12 protein-coding genes and 1 tRNA gene are annotated in these 14,858 nt (G+C 51.6%); 7 read left to right on the forward strand and 6 right to left on the reverse strand.

Annotated elements, in window-relative coordinates; translation table 11 throughout:
* Positions 1-268: 268 nt before the first annotated feature.
* Entirely contained in the window at positions 269-697 is a 429-nt protein-coding gene (locus A0W33_RS04455) for a hypothetical protein (protein ID WP_074937250.1), read from the reverse strand.
* 124 nt (positions 698-821) lie between these two features.
* Complete coding sequence (locus tag A0W33_RS04460) at positions 822-1,736, reverse strand: M20/M25/M40 family metallo-hydrolase (RefSeq protein ID WP_068837053.1); 915 nt, start codon at positions 1,734-1,736, stop codon at positions 822-824.
* Between the two features lie 113 nt (positions 1,737-1,849).
* On the opposite strand from A0W33_RS04460, the gene A0W33_RS04465 reads away from it, so the two are divergent.
* A complete protein-coding gene (locus A0W33_RS04465; RefSeq protein WP_068837054.1) occupies positions 1,850-3,094 on the forward strand; it encodes a tetratricopeptide repeat protein in 1,245 nt (414 codons plus the stop codon).
* A 75-nt stretch (positions 3,095-3,169) separates the two neighbouring features.
* Here A0W33_RS04465 and A0W33_RS04470 read toward each other — a convergent pair whose 3' ends face one another.
* Complete coding sequence (locus tag A0W33_RS04470) at positions 3,170-4,132, reverse strand: UDP-glucuronic acid decarboxylase family protein (RefSeq protein WP_068837055.1); 963 nt, start codon at positions 4,130-4,132, stop codon at positions 3,170-3,172.
* A 4-nt stretch (positions 4,133-4,136) separates the two neighbouring features.
* Positions 4,137-5,483 carry a UDP-glucose dehydrogenase family protein gene (locus A0W33_RS04475; RefSeq protein ID WP_068837056.1) on the reverse strand — a complete coding sequence of 449 codons (1,347 nt, stop codon included), beginning with the start codon at positions 5,481-5,483 and terminating at the stop codon, positions 4,137-4,139.
* Between the two features lie 480 nt (positions 5,484-5,963).
* On the opposite strand from A0W33_RS04475, the gene A0W33_RS04480 reads away from it, so the two are divergent.
* Complete coding sequence (locus A0W33_RS04480; protein ID WP_068837057.1) at positions 5,964-6,857, forward strand: alpha/beta fold hydrolase; 894 nt, start codon at positions 5,964-5,966, stop codon at positions 6,855-6,857.
* 105 nt (positions 6,858-6,962) lie between these two features.
* Positions 6,963-7,121, forward strand: a complete 159-nt coding sequence (locus tag A0W33_RS20825; RefSeq protein ID WP_157577989.1) for a hypothetical protein — start codon at positions 6,963-6,965, stop codon at positions 7,119-7,121.
* A 73-nt stretch (positions 7,122-7,194) separates the two neighbouring features.
* On the opposite strand, the gene A0W33_RS04490 is transcribed toward A0W33_RS20825, so the two are convergent.
* Positions 7,195-8,598: an FAD-binding oxidoreductase gene (locus A0W33_RS04490; RefSeq protein ID WP_068837059.1), complete on the reverse strand. Its 1,404-nt coding sequence runs from the start codon at positions 8,596-8,598 to the stop codon at positions 7,195-7,197.
* 75 nt (positions 8,599-8,673) lie between these two features.
* Here A0W33_RS04490 and A0W33_RS04495 point away from each other — a divergent pair, with 75 nt between their 5' ends.
* The 4 genes from A0W33_RS04495 (at position 8,674) to A0W33_RS04510 (ending at position 13,876) form a co-directional block, all read left to right on the forward strand.
* Complete coding sequence (locus A0W33_RS04495; protein ID WP_229802237.1) at positions 8,674-9,288, forward strand: C40 family peptidase; 615 nt, start codon at positions 8,674-8,676, stop codon at positions 9,286-9,288.
* A gap of 285 nt (positions 9,289-9,573) precedes the next feature.
* Positions 9,574-12,660, forward strand: coding sequence for a TonB-dependent receptor (locus A0W33_RS04500; protein WP_244888616.1), 3,087 nt, complete (start codon positions 9,574-9,576; stop codon positions 12,658-12,660).
* Between the two features lie 122 nt (positions 12,661-12,782).
* Positions 12,783-12,856, forward strand: a tRNA-Ala gene (locus tag A0W33_RS04505).
* A 240-nt stretch (positions 12,857-13,096) separates the two neighbouring features.
* A complete protein-coding gene (locus A0W33_RS04510; protein ID WP_068837061.1) occupies positions 13,097-13,876 on the forward strand; it encodes a hypothetical protein in 780 nt (259 codons plus the stop codon).
* Between the two features lie 61 nt (positions 13,877-13,937).
* Here A0W33_RS04510 and cysK read toward each other — a convergent pair whose 3' ends face one another.
* On the reverse strand, positions 13,938-14,855 hold the full coding sequence (cysK, locus tag A0W33_RS04515; protein ID WP_068837062.1) for a cysteine synthase A: 918 nt from the start codon (positions 14,853-14,855) through the stop codon (positions 13,938-13,940).
* Positions 14,856-14,858: the final 3 nt, after the last annotated feature.

The raw sequence follows: 14,858 nt of genomic DNA on the forward strand, positions 1-14,858 counted from the left end.
AATAAAGCGTATAGTTCAGACATTTCCAAATGTTCCACAGCAAAGGATGGGGGTGCAAGTTGCAGGCTATACGGCTTTCGTTTAAGAAGTTACAACATCAAGTATAAAAAAGCATCATTTCAACTGATAAAAGGTTTCCCGGCAGGTTCCACAGCAAAGAAAAAGGCTGGTTCCCGATATGGGAACCAGCCTTCTGTGGATTTTCTTGCGCTATTGCCCGCCTCTGCGCTAAGTGCTCAGTCTATACTTGCGGGAGGAACGGACGGGTTTAAAAATCATTCCCGGTTAAGGTTAAAGTATAGGTGGCCTTGTAGTTTTCCGTTTTATTAAACACCCACCTGCCTGCATTGCTAAGGTTGCTTCTAGATGGCCTGCCGTTGCTGGTGGCTGTCACGCTTATCCAGTACAGCTCCGTATTCTTTTTTTCCTCGTCATACACTTCGTCGGCGGCAAAGCCGGAGGTAGCCCATACTTCTTCAGTGTCGCCCATCGGAAGGACGTAGTATGATTTAGAATCGCCTATCACCTCCACGCGGGTACCTGGGTTTATTTCTACCACCACCTCCATGGGCGCAATGGTATCATTTACGATACGGTAGCTGTAATGCGCATCCTTATCGAACAACCGCTCGCAGGAAGAGAGTAAGCCAAGTATAACTAGCAGCAGGACGGGGTGCAGAAGTAGGTTTGATTTCATTAGTGGTTAATCAGGGAATAAAATCAGCAAGAGTAAGTATGCGGTCCTAACATCATAGGTGTAGATCGCAACAGTAGCTAAAATTACCTAATTCGTAATTCGTAATTCGTATTTCGTAATTCTATTACAGTTTTTCCATCAGCACTTTGTAGAGCGCCACCATGCTTTCGATGTCTTTTTTGTGCACGATCTCGTTGGGCGTATGCACATTATCCTCAGGCGCACCCACAAAACACCAGTCCCATGGGTAGGCGCTGTGCTGCAGTTCTTTGGCATCGCTGCCGCCTGATCCCTCTACCTCCAGTTGGTAAGATATACCGGATTCTTTAGCAATCTGGATGATGCGCTGTACGTACGCGCGCCGCGGAATCAGGCTGTCGCGCAGCGAAATGGCAACTCCCTTGCCTACCTGCACGCCCTCGGTTACCCACGTAATATCTGAAATCAAGCCCTGGCTCACGCCGTACTGCTCGTAAATATACCTGGCCAGATAGGCAACTGAGCCGCCGCCGTGCTCTTCCCAGCAGCTGAAGGCAATGATACCGTTTTCCAGCGTCTCGGCTACTTGCAAGGCACTCCACACGCCCAGGCGGTTGTCGAGGTAGCAACTCTGCACTGTTTCCTCCGTTTCCCGAAAATCACACTTAAACACCAGTTCCGTGCCGCGCGCTATCTCCCGCTCAAACTCATACGATAGGTCATGCTCCTCCTCGTCATACTTCAGTGTGCACTCGATGGGCCCTTCCGCGTCTTCCCCCACCAAGGTGTAGCCATTCTCCAAATCCGGACCTCCGATTCTGACTAGTTGCCTGCCGTAGCGCACCGTGAATCCGATGGAGTCGATGTGGGCAAAAATTGCACTCTTTGGTTTACCGAACACCAGCAGAATGCAGTCCTGAAAACCCTCGCCATGGAGCACCTGGGGCTGACTTTTCCAGCTGCCTTTGTGCTCCTGAATATAGCGTAGCAGGAATTCTGACAGTTTTTGCTCGTTGCCTGACGGGGCGTGTATTTTACACAGCTGCTCAAGAAGTTTCATAAATAAATTCTTTTCATGGAATTCAAATTTAATAGATTTGTTGTACTTTTATTACTAACAAAGGCAGGCAGTAGCAGAAGTGCCTTTAAACAGCTTAATTCCGCATGTTATCTATGAAGAAACTACTCTTTGTGCTCTTCACCCTTGCACTCCCCTGCATTGCCTCAGCGCAACAGCACCCCGTGTCCATCGACACGACTGCCATGCGCCAGGTAACCTTCAACGAAATTGAGGTTTTACCAGAGGCTGCACGGGTAAAAGGCATGCTGCTGCTGAACAAAGACATCCAGTATGAGTTGGAGGGGGCGGTAGATAACATGTACAATTTCAAGTTCGAGCGGGCCGAGAAGCAGTTCAAATCCCTGCGCCGCCGCTACCCAGAGCACCCCCTTCCCTACTTCCTGATGGGCCTTAGCCAGTGGTGGAAAATCCTGCCGACAAACATAGAAACCCTCAAGTATGACAACCTCTTCTTTGCCTACATGGACACGACGATCCAGAAAGCGGAGGCCATGTACGATAAGGATGAGCGTAACGTAGAGGCCGCTTTCTTCCTGGCCGCTTCCTATGGGTTTACGGCCCGCCTGCACTCTGAGCGGAGCAACTGGCGCAAAGCCACCGTTGCCAGCAAACACGCCCTTGACTTTATGGAGAAGGCGAAAGCCGGTAATGGGTTAAGCCCGGAGTTCCTGTTCGGCGAGGCGCTGTTTAATTACTACTCCATCTGGATTCATGAGAACTACACGATGCTGCGCCCTGTGTTGGTGTTTTTCCCTGATGGCGACAAGCGCCTTGGCTTAAAGCAACTGGCTTACGTTTCAAACAGTGGATTTTATACAGGAACCGAGTCTAAAACCTTCCTGATGAAGATCTATGCTAATGAGGAAAAGCGCACGGATGAGGCCCTGAAGGTTGCTGAGGATCTTGCGCTGAAGTACCCCGACAATGCATACTTCCAACGTTACTATGCCCGCCTGCTTTTTGTAAACGGGCTTTTCTCCAAGGCAGAGCGTGTGTCTTTGGAGATGCTTCATAAGCTGGAGCAGGACATGCCAGGCTATGAATCCGTAAGTGGCCGGTATGCGTCATACATCCTGGCTTACATCAACCAGCACAAGTACCGCGACTTTGAGAAGGCGAAGGAGCATTACAAAAACGCCATTATGTATGCCGAGATGAATAACGAGCGTGAGTCGGGATATTTTGTGAGCTCCTATCTGAACCTTGCCCGTATTGCCAAACAGCAGAAAGACAATGCCGCCGCCAACAAGTACTATGCTATCGTGCTGAAAACTAGCGATAAGAAATCTGCCAACTATAAAGAGGCCAAGCAGTTCCTGAAAGCAAACCGGGGATAGCCTTTTAAAGTATAAAACAGGAGCGGCTGCCAATCAAATTGGCAGCCGCTCCTGTTTTATACTTGTTAGTTGTACTTAAACCGATTGCTCTTCCGGGCTCAGAATTGCTTCTTTAAAGTACTCCAGCGTACGCTTCAGACCCTCGGCGCGATCTACTTTCGGCTCCCAGCCCAGCACCTCCCTGGCAAGGGAAATGTCCGGCTGGCGCTTCTGTGGATCGTCTTTGGGCAACGGCTGGTACTCCACCTTCAGCTCCACGCCCGTTAGCCTGCAGATTTCCTCTGCAAACTCGCGGATCGTGATCTCGGATGGGTTGCCGATGTTCACCGGCAGGTGGTAATCGCTTAGCAGCAGGCGGTAAATGCCTTCCACCAGGTCGTCCACATAGCAGAAGGAGCGCGTCTGGCTTCCGTCGCCGAAAATGCTCAGCGGCTCCCCACGCAGGGCCTGGCTCAGGAAGGCAGGCAGCACGCGGCCGTCATCCAGGCGCATCCGCGGGCCGTAAGTGTTGAAGATGCGGATAATGCGCGTCTCCAAGCCATGGTGCATATGATAGGCCATGGTGATGGCCTCCTGGAAGCGCTTGGCCTCATCGTAACAGCCTCGCGGGCCCACCGGGTTCACGTTGCCCCAGTAGTCCTCCTGCTGCGGGTGCACCAGGGGATCGCCGTATACTTCGGAGGTGGAGGCGATCAGCATCCGCGCCTGCTTGGCCTTTGCTAGCCCCAGCAGGTTGTGCGTGCCCAGCGAGCCCACCTTCAGTGTCTGAATCGGTATCTTCAGGTAGTCGATCGGGCTGGCAGGCGAGGCGAAATGCAGGATGTAGTCCAGGTGGCCCGGCACGTGCACGAACTTCGACACATCGTGGTGGTAAAATTCGAACTGCTCCAGCTTGAACAGGTGCTCAATGTTCTTCAGATCACCGGTAATGAGGTTATCCATGGCAATGACATGGTACCCCTCCTTTATAAACCTGTCACAGAGGTGGGAACCGAGAAACCCGGCTCCCCCCGTGATCAATATGCGTTTTTGTGTCATTTTTCTAAACGGTTTCTTTCACTTCCGCCACCTGCTGCTTCACGCCGATGCCGTAATAGGTAAAGCCCTTCTCGCGCATGTCGGCGCCCTCGTAGATGTTGCGGCCGTCGAAAATCACCTTCTCCTTCATCAGCTTGCTTACCACGTTGAAATTGGGCGAGCGGAACTCGGGCCACTCGGTGATCATCAGCAGGGCATCGGCATCGATCAGGGCCTCGTACTCGTCCTTGCCGTACTCGATGGTGTCGCCCAGGATGTGCCTGGCCTCTTTCATGGCCACAGGGTCATAGGCGCGCACCTTGGCGCCCTGCTCCAGCAGTTTCTGCACGATCACCAGCGAAGGCGCTTCACGCATGTCGTCAGTCTTCGGCTTGAAGGACAGGCCCCACAGCGCGAAAGTCTTGCCGGCCAACTCGCCGTTGAAATGGTTGTATATTTTATTAAAGAGCACTGACTTCTGGTTCTCGTTCACCTCCTCCACTGACTGCAGCACGCGCATGCTGTAGCCGTTCTCAGAGGCCGTGCGGATGAGCGCCTTCACGTCCTTGGGGAAGCAGGAGCCGCCGTAGCCGATGCCCGGGTAGATGAACTTGTTGCCGATGCGCACGTCCGAGCCGATGCCCTTACGCACCATGTTCACGTCGGCGCCCATGATTTCGCACAGGTTGGCGATGTCGTTCATGAAGCTGATCTTGGTGGCCAGCATGGCGTTTGCGGCGTACTTGGTCATCTCGGCCGATGGGATGTCCATGAAGATGAGCGGATGGCCGTTCATCAGGAACGGCTTGTAGAGCTTCTTCATCACCTTCTCGGCACGCTCGGAGCATACGCCCACCACGATGCGGTCCGGCTTGAGGAAATCGTCGATGGCGGCGCCCTCCTTGAGGAACTCCGGGTTAGAGGCCACGTCGAACGGAATGTCCACGCCGCGCGCCTCCAGCTCCTTCTCAATGGTCTTGCGCACTTTCTCGGCGGTGCCCACCGGCACGGTGCTCTTGGTCACCACCACCAGGTAGTCGGTCATGTTCTGGCCGATGCCCTGGGCCACGGCCAGCACGTACTTCAGGTCAGCCGAGCCGTCCTCGCCCGGAGGGGTCCCCACGGCGATAAAGGCAGCCTCGCAGCCCTGTATGCTGCCGGCCAGGTCGTTGGAGAACGTCAGGCGCTCCTTCTGGAAGTTGCGCGCCACCATCTCCTCCAGCCCCGGCTCGTAAATCGGTAATATTCCCTTCTTCAGGTTCTCTATTTTCTTTACGTCGATATCGATGCAGGTCACGTCAATGCCCACTTCCGCAAAGCACGTCCCCGTCACCAGGCCAACATATCCAGTGCCAACTACTGCTATTCTCATAGACTACATTTTAAAGTTAAGGCTGCAAATATAAATAATTTATCTCTGATACATTTTGAACTTGATTCCATTAACAGGAACACCAGGAAATCAGACCTAACACCTGTATCAAGTAACGCAAGCCAGGTGTAGCGTTACTTGATGCTGCTTCAATGTCGCAACAAGCTTGCCAGACCGGACTTTTCAAGTATAATTCAAAAGGCTGGTGAAATCTCCCGCCAATGAGCGGCAACAGACACTACCGGCACTCCTTACGTTAACTTTTAAAGATTAGTTTTTTATTATATAGAAGTATAAAGGATAATTTGAACGTCCCTTTTCCTCTCTGTTTACTTAGTCTAAAGTATAAATTGGGGCTAAGCGGCATAAAATTGCAATGTCTTCTATGATTTCTGTTTAAGCGGCTTTCTTTTTAAGTTAAATCAACAACCTGCCCCTCTTTTTGAAGTATAGATAAGATACACGTATCACCCTTAGGTTATGAAACCAAACTGGCTTGATAAGAAGGAGTATCCCTTTAAGTCACATTATATTACGCTTGAGGCGGGCAGAATGCATTATATCGATGAGGGGGAGGGTACGCCTATTGTGATGATACACGGCACTCCGGCCTGGTCGTTCCTGTACCGCAACCTGATCAAGATCCTATCTAAAAAGTACCGCTGCATTGCGATGGACATGATTGGGTTTGGCCTTTCAGACAAGCCGGAAGACTGGAGTTACAAGCCACGGGCGCATGCGGCGAACTTTGAAAAGCTGATGGAGCACCTGCAGTTGCAGGATATAACACTGCTTGTACATGATTTCGGCACCCCCATAGGCATGGCCTATGCCATCAACCATCCCGATAATGTGCGGAACATCGTGATGCTTAATTCCTGGACCTGGTCGCTCTCCAGGCACGAAACCTTCCCCAAATCAAGCAAGCTGCTCGTGGGCCCGTTGGGTCAGTTTTTGCACTCCAAGCTCAATGTATCAGCTGCTACGCTGATTCACGACTTGTTTGAAGAGGAGGAGAATATGCCTGAACCTATCAAGCAGCATTATATAAAAGCCCTGGGAAGCCCTGAAGACCATGTCCGGAACCTGGCTTGCGCGCGGGAACTGGTCGGGGCAACCAAGTGGTACGATGAACTCTGGCAGGAACGCAAAAAGATTCAGCAGATACCGACGCTTATACTTTGGGGAGAGCGAGACAAGCTAATTCACATTGAAGCACTGCAGCGCTGGAAGAAGTTTTTCCATGAGTGCTACGTGATTCCGTTTGAGGAGGGCGGACATTTCCTGCAGGAGGACAGCGCAGACGAAATATCAAACTATGTAAGCAACTTCGTACAGGAAGAAAAGAAGAAGCATGAGCCTGTACATCCATAACCATACTTATACACCATGAAAACAGACAACATACAAAACAACAGCAAACCAGAAAAAAACAAAATTGCTATACAGCCAAGTAAAACACAACAAACTATACCTGCCATGAAAATACCTAGAATTACTCCCCTGCCAGAGTGGCCACAGGAAGCACCCTTAAACGAGTCTCACCTGAATTTAATGCAGTCGTGGCTTAACCTGCGCGGCATGGACAACAAACTAGCCCAGGACCAGGGCCAGAAGGACAAGAAAAGATCGAACTGAAGACGGCGGAGTTTACCTCCTGCCACAAGTATAAAAAGAGGCGCAGCTGTTACAAACTGCGCCTCTTTCTGTTTTAGAATATTTTCCCGGGATTCAGGATGCCCCGTGGGTCGAACAGTTCTTTGATGCCCCGCATCAGCCGCAACTGCACCTCATTCAGGGCAATGTGTATGTATGGCCGCTGTACCAGTCCTATGCCGTGCTCACCGGAGATCGTGCCGCCCAATCGCACGCACAGCTCAAATATCTCTTTTATCCCATCGGGCAGCTTGTTATTCCAATCCTCATCACTCATATCGGCCTTCACTATGTTCACGTGCAGGTTACCGTCGCCAGCGTGCCCGTAACAGACAGATTTAAAGTTATACTTCGCCCCAATCTCTTTCACGCCTCTTAGCAGCATGGGTAGTTCCGCCCTAGGCACCACTGTATCTTCCTCCTTATAGATGGAGTTGCCCTTAACCGCATGCGGCACATTGCGGCGCAACAGCCAGAGCTCGGCTTTCTGCTTCTCGTTGTCGGCTACCAGAATCTCCCCTACATCAAAGGCCTCCAGCACCTCATACACCCGCTCCGCATCTTTGAAGAGCAGATCCATGTCATTCCCGTCGAGCTCGATGAGCAGGTGCGCCAACTCATCTGCCGGGCGCTCGATGTTGTTTCCCAGGTAGCGGTCGGCCCATTCTATCGCCTCGCGCTCCATGAACTCCAGCGCAGAGGGAACAATGCCCGCCACGAATATCTTCGATACCGCCTCGCAGGCCTCCTCCTCTTTGCGGAAGGGAACCAGCATCACCAGGTTCTGGGTCGGAAAGGGAATCAGCTTGAACACAATCCGGGTGATGATGCCCAGTGTGCCCTCGCTACCGATCATAAGCTGCGTCAGGTTATAGCCGGTGGCGTTCTTGAGCACGTTCGCTCCCGTCCAGGTAATCTCACCGGATGGCAGCACCACCTCCACATTCAGCACGTAGTCTTTGGTGACGCCATACTTCACCGCCCTTGGCCCCCCGCTCGACTCGCTCAGGTTGCCGCCCAGAAAGCAACTGCCACGGCTGGATGGGTCTGGCGGGTAAAACAGGCCTCGGGCGATCACTGCCTCCTGAAACACCTGCGTAATCACGCCCGGCTCTACCGTCGCCTGTAGGTTGCGCTCGTCGATCTCGATGATTTTATTCAGGCGCTCTGTGGAGAGCACCACGCCTTTATGAATAGCCAGTGCCCCGCCGCTAAGGCCTGTTCCTGCCCCACGCGGAGTAACGGGAATAATATTTTCGTGACAATACTGCATAATACGGCTGATCTCAGCCGCGTTAGCAGGTTTAAGAACCACCTCGGGCACGTAGCGAAGGTCCTCTGTTTCGTCGTGGGTATAGCGCAGCATATCGTCGGTGGCGGTAGGCAGCAGCACGTGCTCCCGGCCAACGATGGCGGCGAAAGCTTCGACAGCTTCGGGTGTGATTTGGTTAAATTTCATTTTCAATTAGAAAGGCTTCTCCTTAAATTAGCCTGTGAATAAACGTATGTTCTACCAGACTTGCTAAAATACGCTTTGAAAACCCATTTTGCTACTGCCGCCCTTTTTATCTTTTTTCTGGTCCTGATGGCCTCCTGCCAGACATCGAAGCCTACGTTTAGCAAGCGGGGCGAAGACTATAAATCAGCCCGTGAGATAGCCGCCGAGAAGCGCGCTGCGCGCAAGGGGGGCACAGGCAGTGGGAAAATTGCCTCCAGGTCTAAAGATCGCACCAGCCGCACCCGCATGAACCGGAACCTTGACAAGGATGTAGCCACTGTTATCAGTGCGGCAAGGTCGTATACCGGCGTACCTTACAGATGGGGCGGCACCACGCGGGTGGGTATGGATTGTTCCGGTCTGCTCTGCACCTCCTTCCAAAGTATAGATGTTATACTTCCGCGTACTTCAGAGGAGCAGAGCGAGTATGGAAAACCTGTTAAGCCAAAGGACCTGAAGGAAGGCGACCTGGTTTTCTTCGGCTCCAGCAAGCGCGACATTACGCACGTAGGCATGGTAACAGAAGTGATAAGCCGGGATGAAGTACGGTTTATACACGCCTCCTCCTCCCTGGGTGTGATCGAGAACAACCTGTACGCTCCGCATTACCAGAAAATCTTTGTCAAGGCCGTCAGGCCTCCGGTGTTCTAATCATGCTAACACATAGTATAAATAGGCAGGGCTGTAGTAGCAGTCCAACAAAAAACGCAGGGCGATACGCACGGGAATGTAGCGTGTCGCCCTGCGTTTTTTCTTTCTCCGTTACATAATAGTTGCCGTGCGCTGTGCTGGGCTAAGGCCTGAAGATTTTAACACAGAATTAACAGCAATGTTATGATAAATACCCTTGACTAACTTACCTTTGCGGGAAAATCAATCAACTCCAATTTATTTTTTATGAAAAACTTTTATTGTAAACTGTGCCTCCTTCTGGCAATGGTACTGACTGTGCAGTACAGCTGGGCACAGGGTAACACGACCGCTGCCTTGATCGGAACGGTTAAGGACCAGAGCGGCACAGCTTTACCAGGTGCAACTGTTATTGCAGTGCACACCCCTACAAGCACACAATATGTGGCTGGCACTGACTCGGATGGCCGTTACAACATCCAGAACATGCGTGTAGGTGGGCCTTACACTGTTAGAACTTCTTACATCGGCTACCAGGAGCAGGTAGTTGAGGGTGTGATGCTGAGCCTGGGCCAAACAGCCCGTGTTGACATCACGTTGTCAGAAGACACCCGTCAGCTAAGCGAGGTAGAGGTTGTTGGAGAGAAAAACGACGTTTTCAACCAGGATCGCACCGGTGCCGCTACAAACGTATCGCGCGAGCAGATTGAGAACCTGCCTACCCTGAGCAGAAGCCTTCAGGATTTCACGCGTTTAACGCCACAGGCTTCCGGCAACTCTATCGCCGGATCTAGCAACCGCTACAACAACATCACCATTGACGGTGCCGTGAACAACGACGTTTTCGGTCTTGCGAGCAGCGGCACTCCAGGTGGAGGAGCAGGCACGCAGCCTATTTCCCTTGATGCCATTGAGCAGATTCAGGTAGTGGTAGCCCCTTACGATGTAAAGCTGGGTAACTTCACTGGCGGCGGTATCAACGCCGTAACACGTTCCGGATCAAACGACTTCACAGGCTCTGTTTATGCTTTTGGACGTAACGAAAAAACAATCGGTAAGGCAGTAGAAGGCGAGCGCGTAAGAGCGGATGAGTTCAGCAACTACCAGTACGGTGTTCGTGTTGGTGGCCCGATCCTCCGCGACAAGGTGTTCTTCTTCTTTAACTACGATGCCACACGCATTACTGAGCCACTACGCTTTGCACCAGGTTCAGCTGAATCACAGATTCCACTGGGCGCTGCCCAGCAATTGGCTGCTTATGTACAGGAAACCTATGGCTACAACGTAGGTTCTTTCGGTGCTTTTGACCGCGAGACAAACAGCGACAAGTTCTTTGCCCGCCTTGACTTTAACATCAGCGACCAGCACCAGCTTACAGTTCGCCATAATTTCGTTGATGCATTCCAGGATGAATTCTCCAGAAGCCGTAGCTTCCTGCGCTTTGGTAACAACGCGTACCAGTTCACAAGTTCTACCAACAGCTCTGTTGTAGAACTGAACAGCCGCTTCAGCAACGAAATTTCAAATAACCTGATTCTGGGTTATTCCCGCATCAGAGATCAGCGCGCCATTGCAGGAGACCTGTTCCCACAGGTGACTATCAACGACCCGATCGGAACATTTGAATTTGGTGCACAGCGTTCTTCCACTGCGAATGAGCTGGATCAGGACATCTTCGAAATCACTGACAACTTCACGTACATCTTAGGCCGCCACAATTTCACAGTGGGTACGCACAACGAATTCTTCAAGTTCCGCAACCTGTTCATCAACAATGCTAACGGCCGTTGGGATTTCAATAGCCTTGAAGATTTCTATGCAGAAAGAGCTTCACGTGTACAGGCTACTTACTCTCTGACTGACGACGCCAGACCAGCCGCTGAGTTTAACGCCATGCAGCTTGGTTTCTACATTCAGGATGAGTTCACAGCTTCTGAAAAACTTAAACTGACGCTTGGCTTGCGTGCCGACCTTCCGGTTTTCCCGGACGCGCCTCCAAGAAACCAGAAGTTTGAGAATGACTTTGCTACGGTAGCTCCTGGTTTAAGAACCGACCGCACACCAGGTGGAAACATCCTGTGGGCACCTCGCTTTGGTTTCAACTATACGCCAACTGAAGACCGTTCTTTCCAGGTTCGTGGTGGTACTGGTATCTTTACTGGCCGTGTTCCTTTTGTTTGGCTGTCTAACCAGTTCACTAACACAGGTACTATCTTCGGAACAGTATTCCAGAACAACCCGAAAGAGTTTATCACAGATATCGATGAGCAGCGCAACGCTGGTGCCAGCAACACAACGGTAGAGGTTAACGTTGTTTCAGAAGACTTCAAGTTACCGCAGGTATGGAGAAGCAACCTGGCATTTGACTACACACTTCCTGGTGAAGTTGTACTGACAGTGGAAGGTATCTATTCCAAGACTCTGAACGATGTAGTATACAGAAACCTGAACCTGACAGCTCCTGTTGGAACCTTGCCAGGTGTTGACAACCGTAACGTTTATGCCTCTAGCTCATCAGAGCGTCGTGTGAACAACGACTACACTAACGTAATCCTGCTGGACAACACAAATAAAGGATACCGTTACAGCCTTACAGGGCAGTTGCGCAAGGACTTTATCAACGGATTGCAGACATCAATTGCCTATACGTACGGAGAGTCTAAGGACGTAAACTCTGGCACAAGCTCAACTGCTTTGTCTAACTGGGAATTCAACCAGATTGTAAACGACCCGAACAACCCTGAGCTTGGTTACTCCCGTTACGATCTGCGCCACAGAATTGTAGGAACTACAGGTTACACGTTTAAGTATGGCGACAACTTCTCTACTGGTATCTCTTTGTTCTACCAGGGACAGTCTGGCCTTCCGTTCACGTACCTATATTCTCAGGACTTGAACAACGATGCAAACCGTGGAAACGACTTGCTTTACATCCCACGTGACCGTTCAGAGATCAACCTTGTTCCTTTCAAATCTGGTGATGTAACTATCAGCCCTGACGACCAGTGGACAGCACTTGATGCCTTTATCGCGAACGATGACTACCTGAGCGCAAACAGAGGCAGCTATGCCGAGCGCCATGGTGCCCGTATGCCGTGGACACACCAGTTTGACCTTCGTCTGTTGCAGGACTTCTATATCAACGCAGGCGAGAAGAAGCACACACTGCAAATCACGTTCGACGTGTTCAACGTAGGCAACCTGATCAACAAGGATTGGGGTCACCAGTACTTCGTAGGCAACAGCGCCAACGAGATACTTCGTTATGCAGGCAGAGACAAAGTAACAAACGAGCCAACCTTCACCTTCAACCCGAACAGCAGAGCTTACAACCTCTCTCAGTTCGATTCAAGATGGCAGGGACAGCTTGGTGTTCGTTACATCTTCAACTAAGCTAAAATCGTGCTTCGGCACACATGACAAAAGGGGCAGCTTTCGCTGCCCCTTTTTTTGTACAAAAATTTTGAGGAGATGTTTTGCATCTAAATTATTTCCCCTATTTTTGTGCCACACAAGGGGGATTAGCTCAGCTGGCTAGAGCGCTTGCATGGCATGCAAGAGGTCATCGGTTCGACTCCGATATTCTCCACACTTGATAAAAAGGCACTTACGACTAAAAATTGTAAGTGCTTTTTTTTGTACTTACATTTCTCATACTGGTTTCAGATTCCATTTTATACCTAATAAGTACAGCCTCCTGCTTCAAGCTAAAGTCACAGCAGCTATTATCCCTGCAGTTCCGCCGCAAGTATAAATTCAGCCAGCCCCTGGCGATTGCCGCGCATTTCCCGTATGTAAGCCGGAAATAAGCATCCATACTTACCACACCATGAAATACCACCCGTTTATACTTGCCCTCCTACTTAGCGGCTGCCTGAGCGCCTGCAGCAGCCCGGACAGCTCAGAATTGCAAAGCGCCACCACCACACAGCCAACCGCCCCACAGGATTCAGTAGCTGCTGGCGTTGCTGCGGTACCGGGCTGCACCACAGAGTCGCCGTTGCTGCTGCCATCTGAGGCAACTGTAAAGGATGCAAGCTTAAATGCTTATCTGACAGATCTCCGGCAAGCGGTGCAAACGCAGAACCCAGAGCAGTTGCAACAGTTGCTAGACCCAAATATCAAAACAAGCTTTGGCGGCACGGGCGGCTGGAGCAGCTTTACAGAGCAATGGCACCCTGAAAACAAGGATGCGGAAGTATGGCTGCTCCTGGATCACCTGCTGCGTTTGGGTGGGGGCTATCCGATCGTGGAAGACAAGAACCTGTACGCGCTGCCTTATGTGTACAGCAAATGGCCCGATTCCATTGACGCGTTCTCGCACGTGGCCGTGGTGAAAGACGGGGCTACGCTTCGGGAGCAACCTGCTGTCAGCGCTGAAGGCATTTGCACACTAGACAGGGTGGTTCTGCAGGTAGATTACGAAAACTCCTATCCGCAGGGGGAGCAGGCACCGAAAAAGGAATGGTGGGCGGCCCAGACCACTGATGGAAAGCTACAGGGCTACGTGCACCACACCGACGTGTATAGCCCCGTCGGCTACCGCGCGCTGCTGAACAAAGGCAGGAACGGAAAGTGGCGCATGACAGCCCTGGTAGCGGGTGATTAACAAAAATGCCTCCTGCCCAGGTGTGGCAGGAGGCATTTTCAGACTTTCTACAAGTATAAATTTATACGAACAGACCTTCAACAGACAGGTAACGTTCACCGGTATCGTAGCAGAACGTGAGTACCTTGGCGCCTGCGGGAATCTCCTCCTCTATCTTTTTGGCAACAGCCACCAGCGACGAGCCAGACGAAACGCCGATGAACAAGCCTTCTTCGCGGGCTGCCCGGCGTGTGTAGTCAAAGGCTTCGTCTGCCTCTACCTGTATCACGCCATCCAGCAAAGTAGTATCCATTATACTTGGGATGAAGCCGGCTCCAACGCCCTGGATCGGGTGCGGGCCTGGTGCTCCGCCGCTCAGCACTGCCGATGCAGCCGGCTCTACGGCAAACACCTTCAGGTTCGGAAATTGCTTTTTCAACACCTGCGCCACACCTGTAATATGTCCGCCGGTACCCACACCTGTGATCAGGTAATCAAATCCATCCGGGAAATCTTTCAAAATCTCCTGGGCAGTAGTGTCAACGTGAATTTGTGTGTTGGCTTCGTTATCGAACTGCATCGGCATCCAGGCATCGGCATTTTCCTCCACCATCTCCCGGGCACGTGCAATAGCTCCTTTCATGCCCAACTCGCGCGGCGTCAGTTCCAATCGGGCCCCGTAGGCGGCTATCAGGCGGCGGCGCTCGATAGACATGGACTCCGGCATCACCAACACCACCTGGTAGCCTTTCACGGCACCCACCATGGCCAGCCCTACGCCTGTGTTGCCTGAAGTGGGTTCGATGATGATGCTTCCCTCTTTCAGGTTGCCTTTTCGCTCTGCGTCCTCAATCATGGCCAGGGCGATGCGGTCTTTAATGCTGCCGCCGGGATTGCTGCGCTCCAGCTTCATCCATACTTCCACATCTTTGTCAAACAGGTTGTTGATGCGCACATGCGGCGTGTTTCCGATGATCTCTAATACAGTGTTGGCTTTCATATG

Origin of the sequence: Pontibacter akesuensis (assembly GCF_001611675.1) — a bacterium.
GTDB lineage: Bacteria > Bacteroidota > Bacteroidia > Cytophagales > Hymenobacteraceae > Pontibacter > Pontibacter akesuensis.

Excerpts from the sequence above, each read along its gene's own strand:
- A0W33_RS04510 (WP_068837061.1), top strand. The coding sequence starts at position 13,097 with ATGAAATACCACCCGTTTATACTTGCCCTCCTACTTAGCGGCTGCCTG.
- A0W33_RS04470 (WP_068837055.1), bottom strand. The coding sequence starts at position 4,132 with ATGACACAAAAACGCATATTGATCACGGGGGGAGCCGGGTTTCTCGGT.
- A0W33_RS04490 (WP_068837059.1), bottom strand. The coding sequence starts at position 8,598 with ATGAAATTTAACCAAATCACACCCGAAGCTGTCGAAGCTTTCGCCGCC.
- A0W33_RS04480 (WP_068837057.1), top strand. The coding sequence starts at position 5,964 with ATGAAACCAAACTGGCTTGATAAGAAGGAGTATCCCTTTAAGTCACAT.
- A0W33_RS04500 (WP_244888616.1), top strand. The coding sequence starts at position 9,574 with ATGGTACTGACTGTGCAGTACAGCTGGGCACAGGGTAACACGACCGCT.
- A0W33_RS04465 (WP_068837054.1), top strand. The coding sequence starts at position 1,850 with ATGAAGAAACTACTCTTTGTGCTCTTCACCCTTGCACTCCCCTGCATT.
- A0W33_RS20825 (WP_157577989.1), top strand. The coding sequence starts at position 6,963 with ATGAAAATACCTAGAATTACTCCCCTGCCAGAGTGGCCACAGGAAGCA.
- A0W33_RS04475 (WP_068837056.1), bottom strand. The coding sequence starts at position 5,483 with ATGAGAATAGCAGTAGTTGGCACTGGATATGTTGGCCTGGTGACGGGG.
- cysK (WP_068837062.1), bottom strand. The coding sequence starts at position 14,855 with ATGAAAGCCAACACTGTATTAGAGATCATCGGAAACACGCCGCATGTG.
- A0W33_RS04455 (WP_074937250.1), bottom strand. The coding sequence starts at position 697 with ATGAAATCAAACCTACTTCTGCACCCCGTCCTGCTGCTAGTTATACTT.
- A0W33_RS04460 (WP_068837053.1), bottom strand. The coding sequence starts at position 1,736 with ATGAAACTTCTTGAGCAGCTGTGTAAAATACACGCCCCGTCAGGCAAC.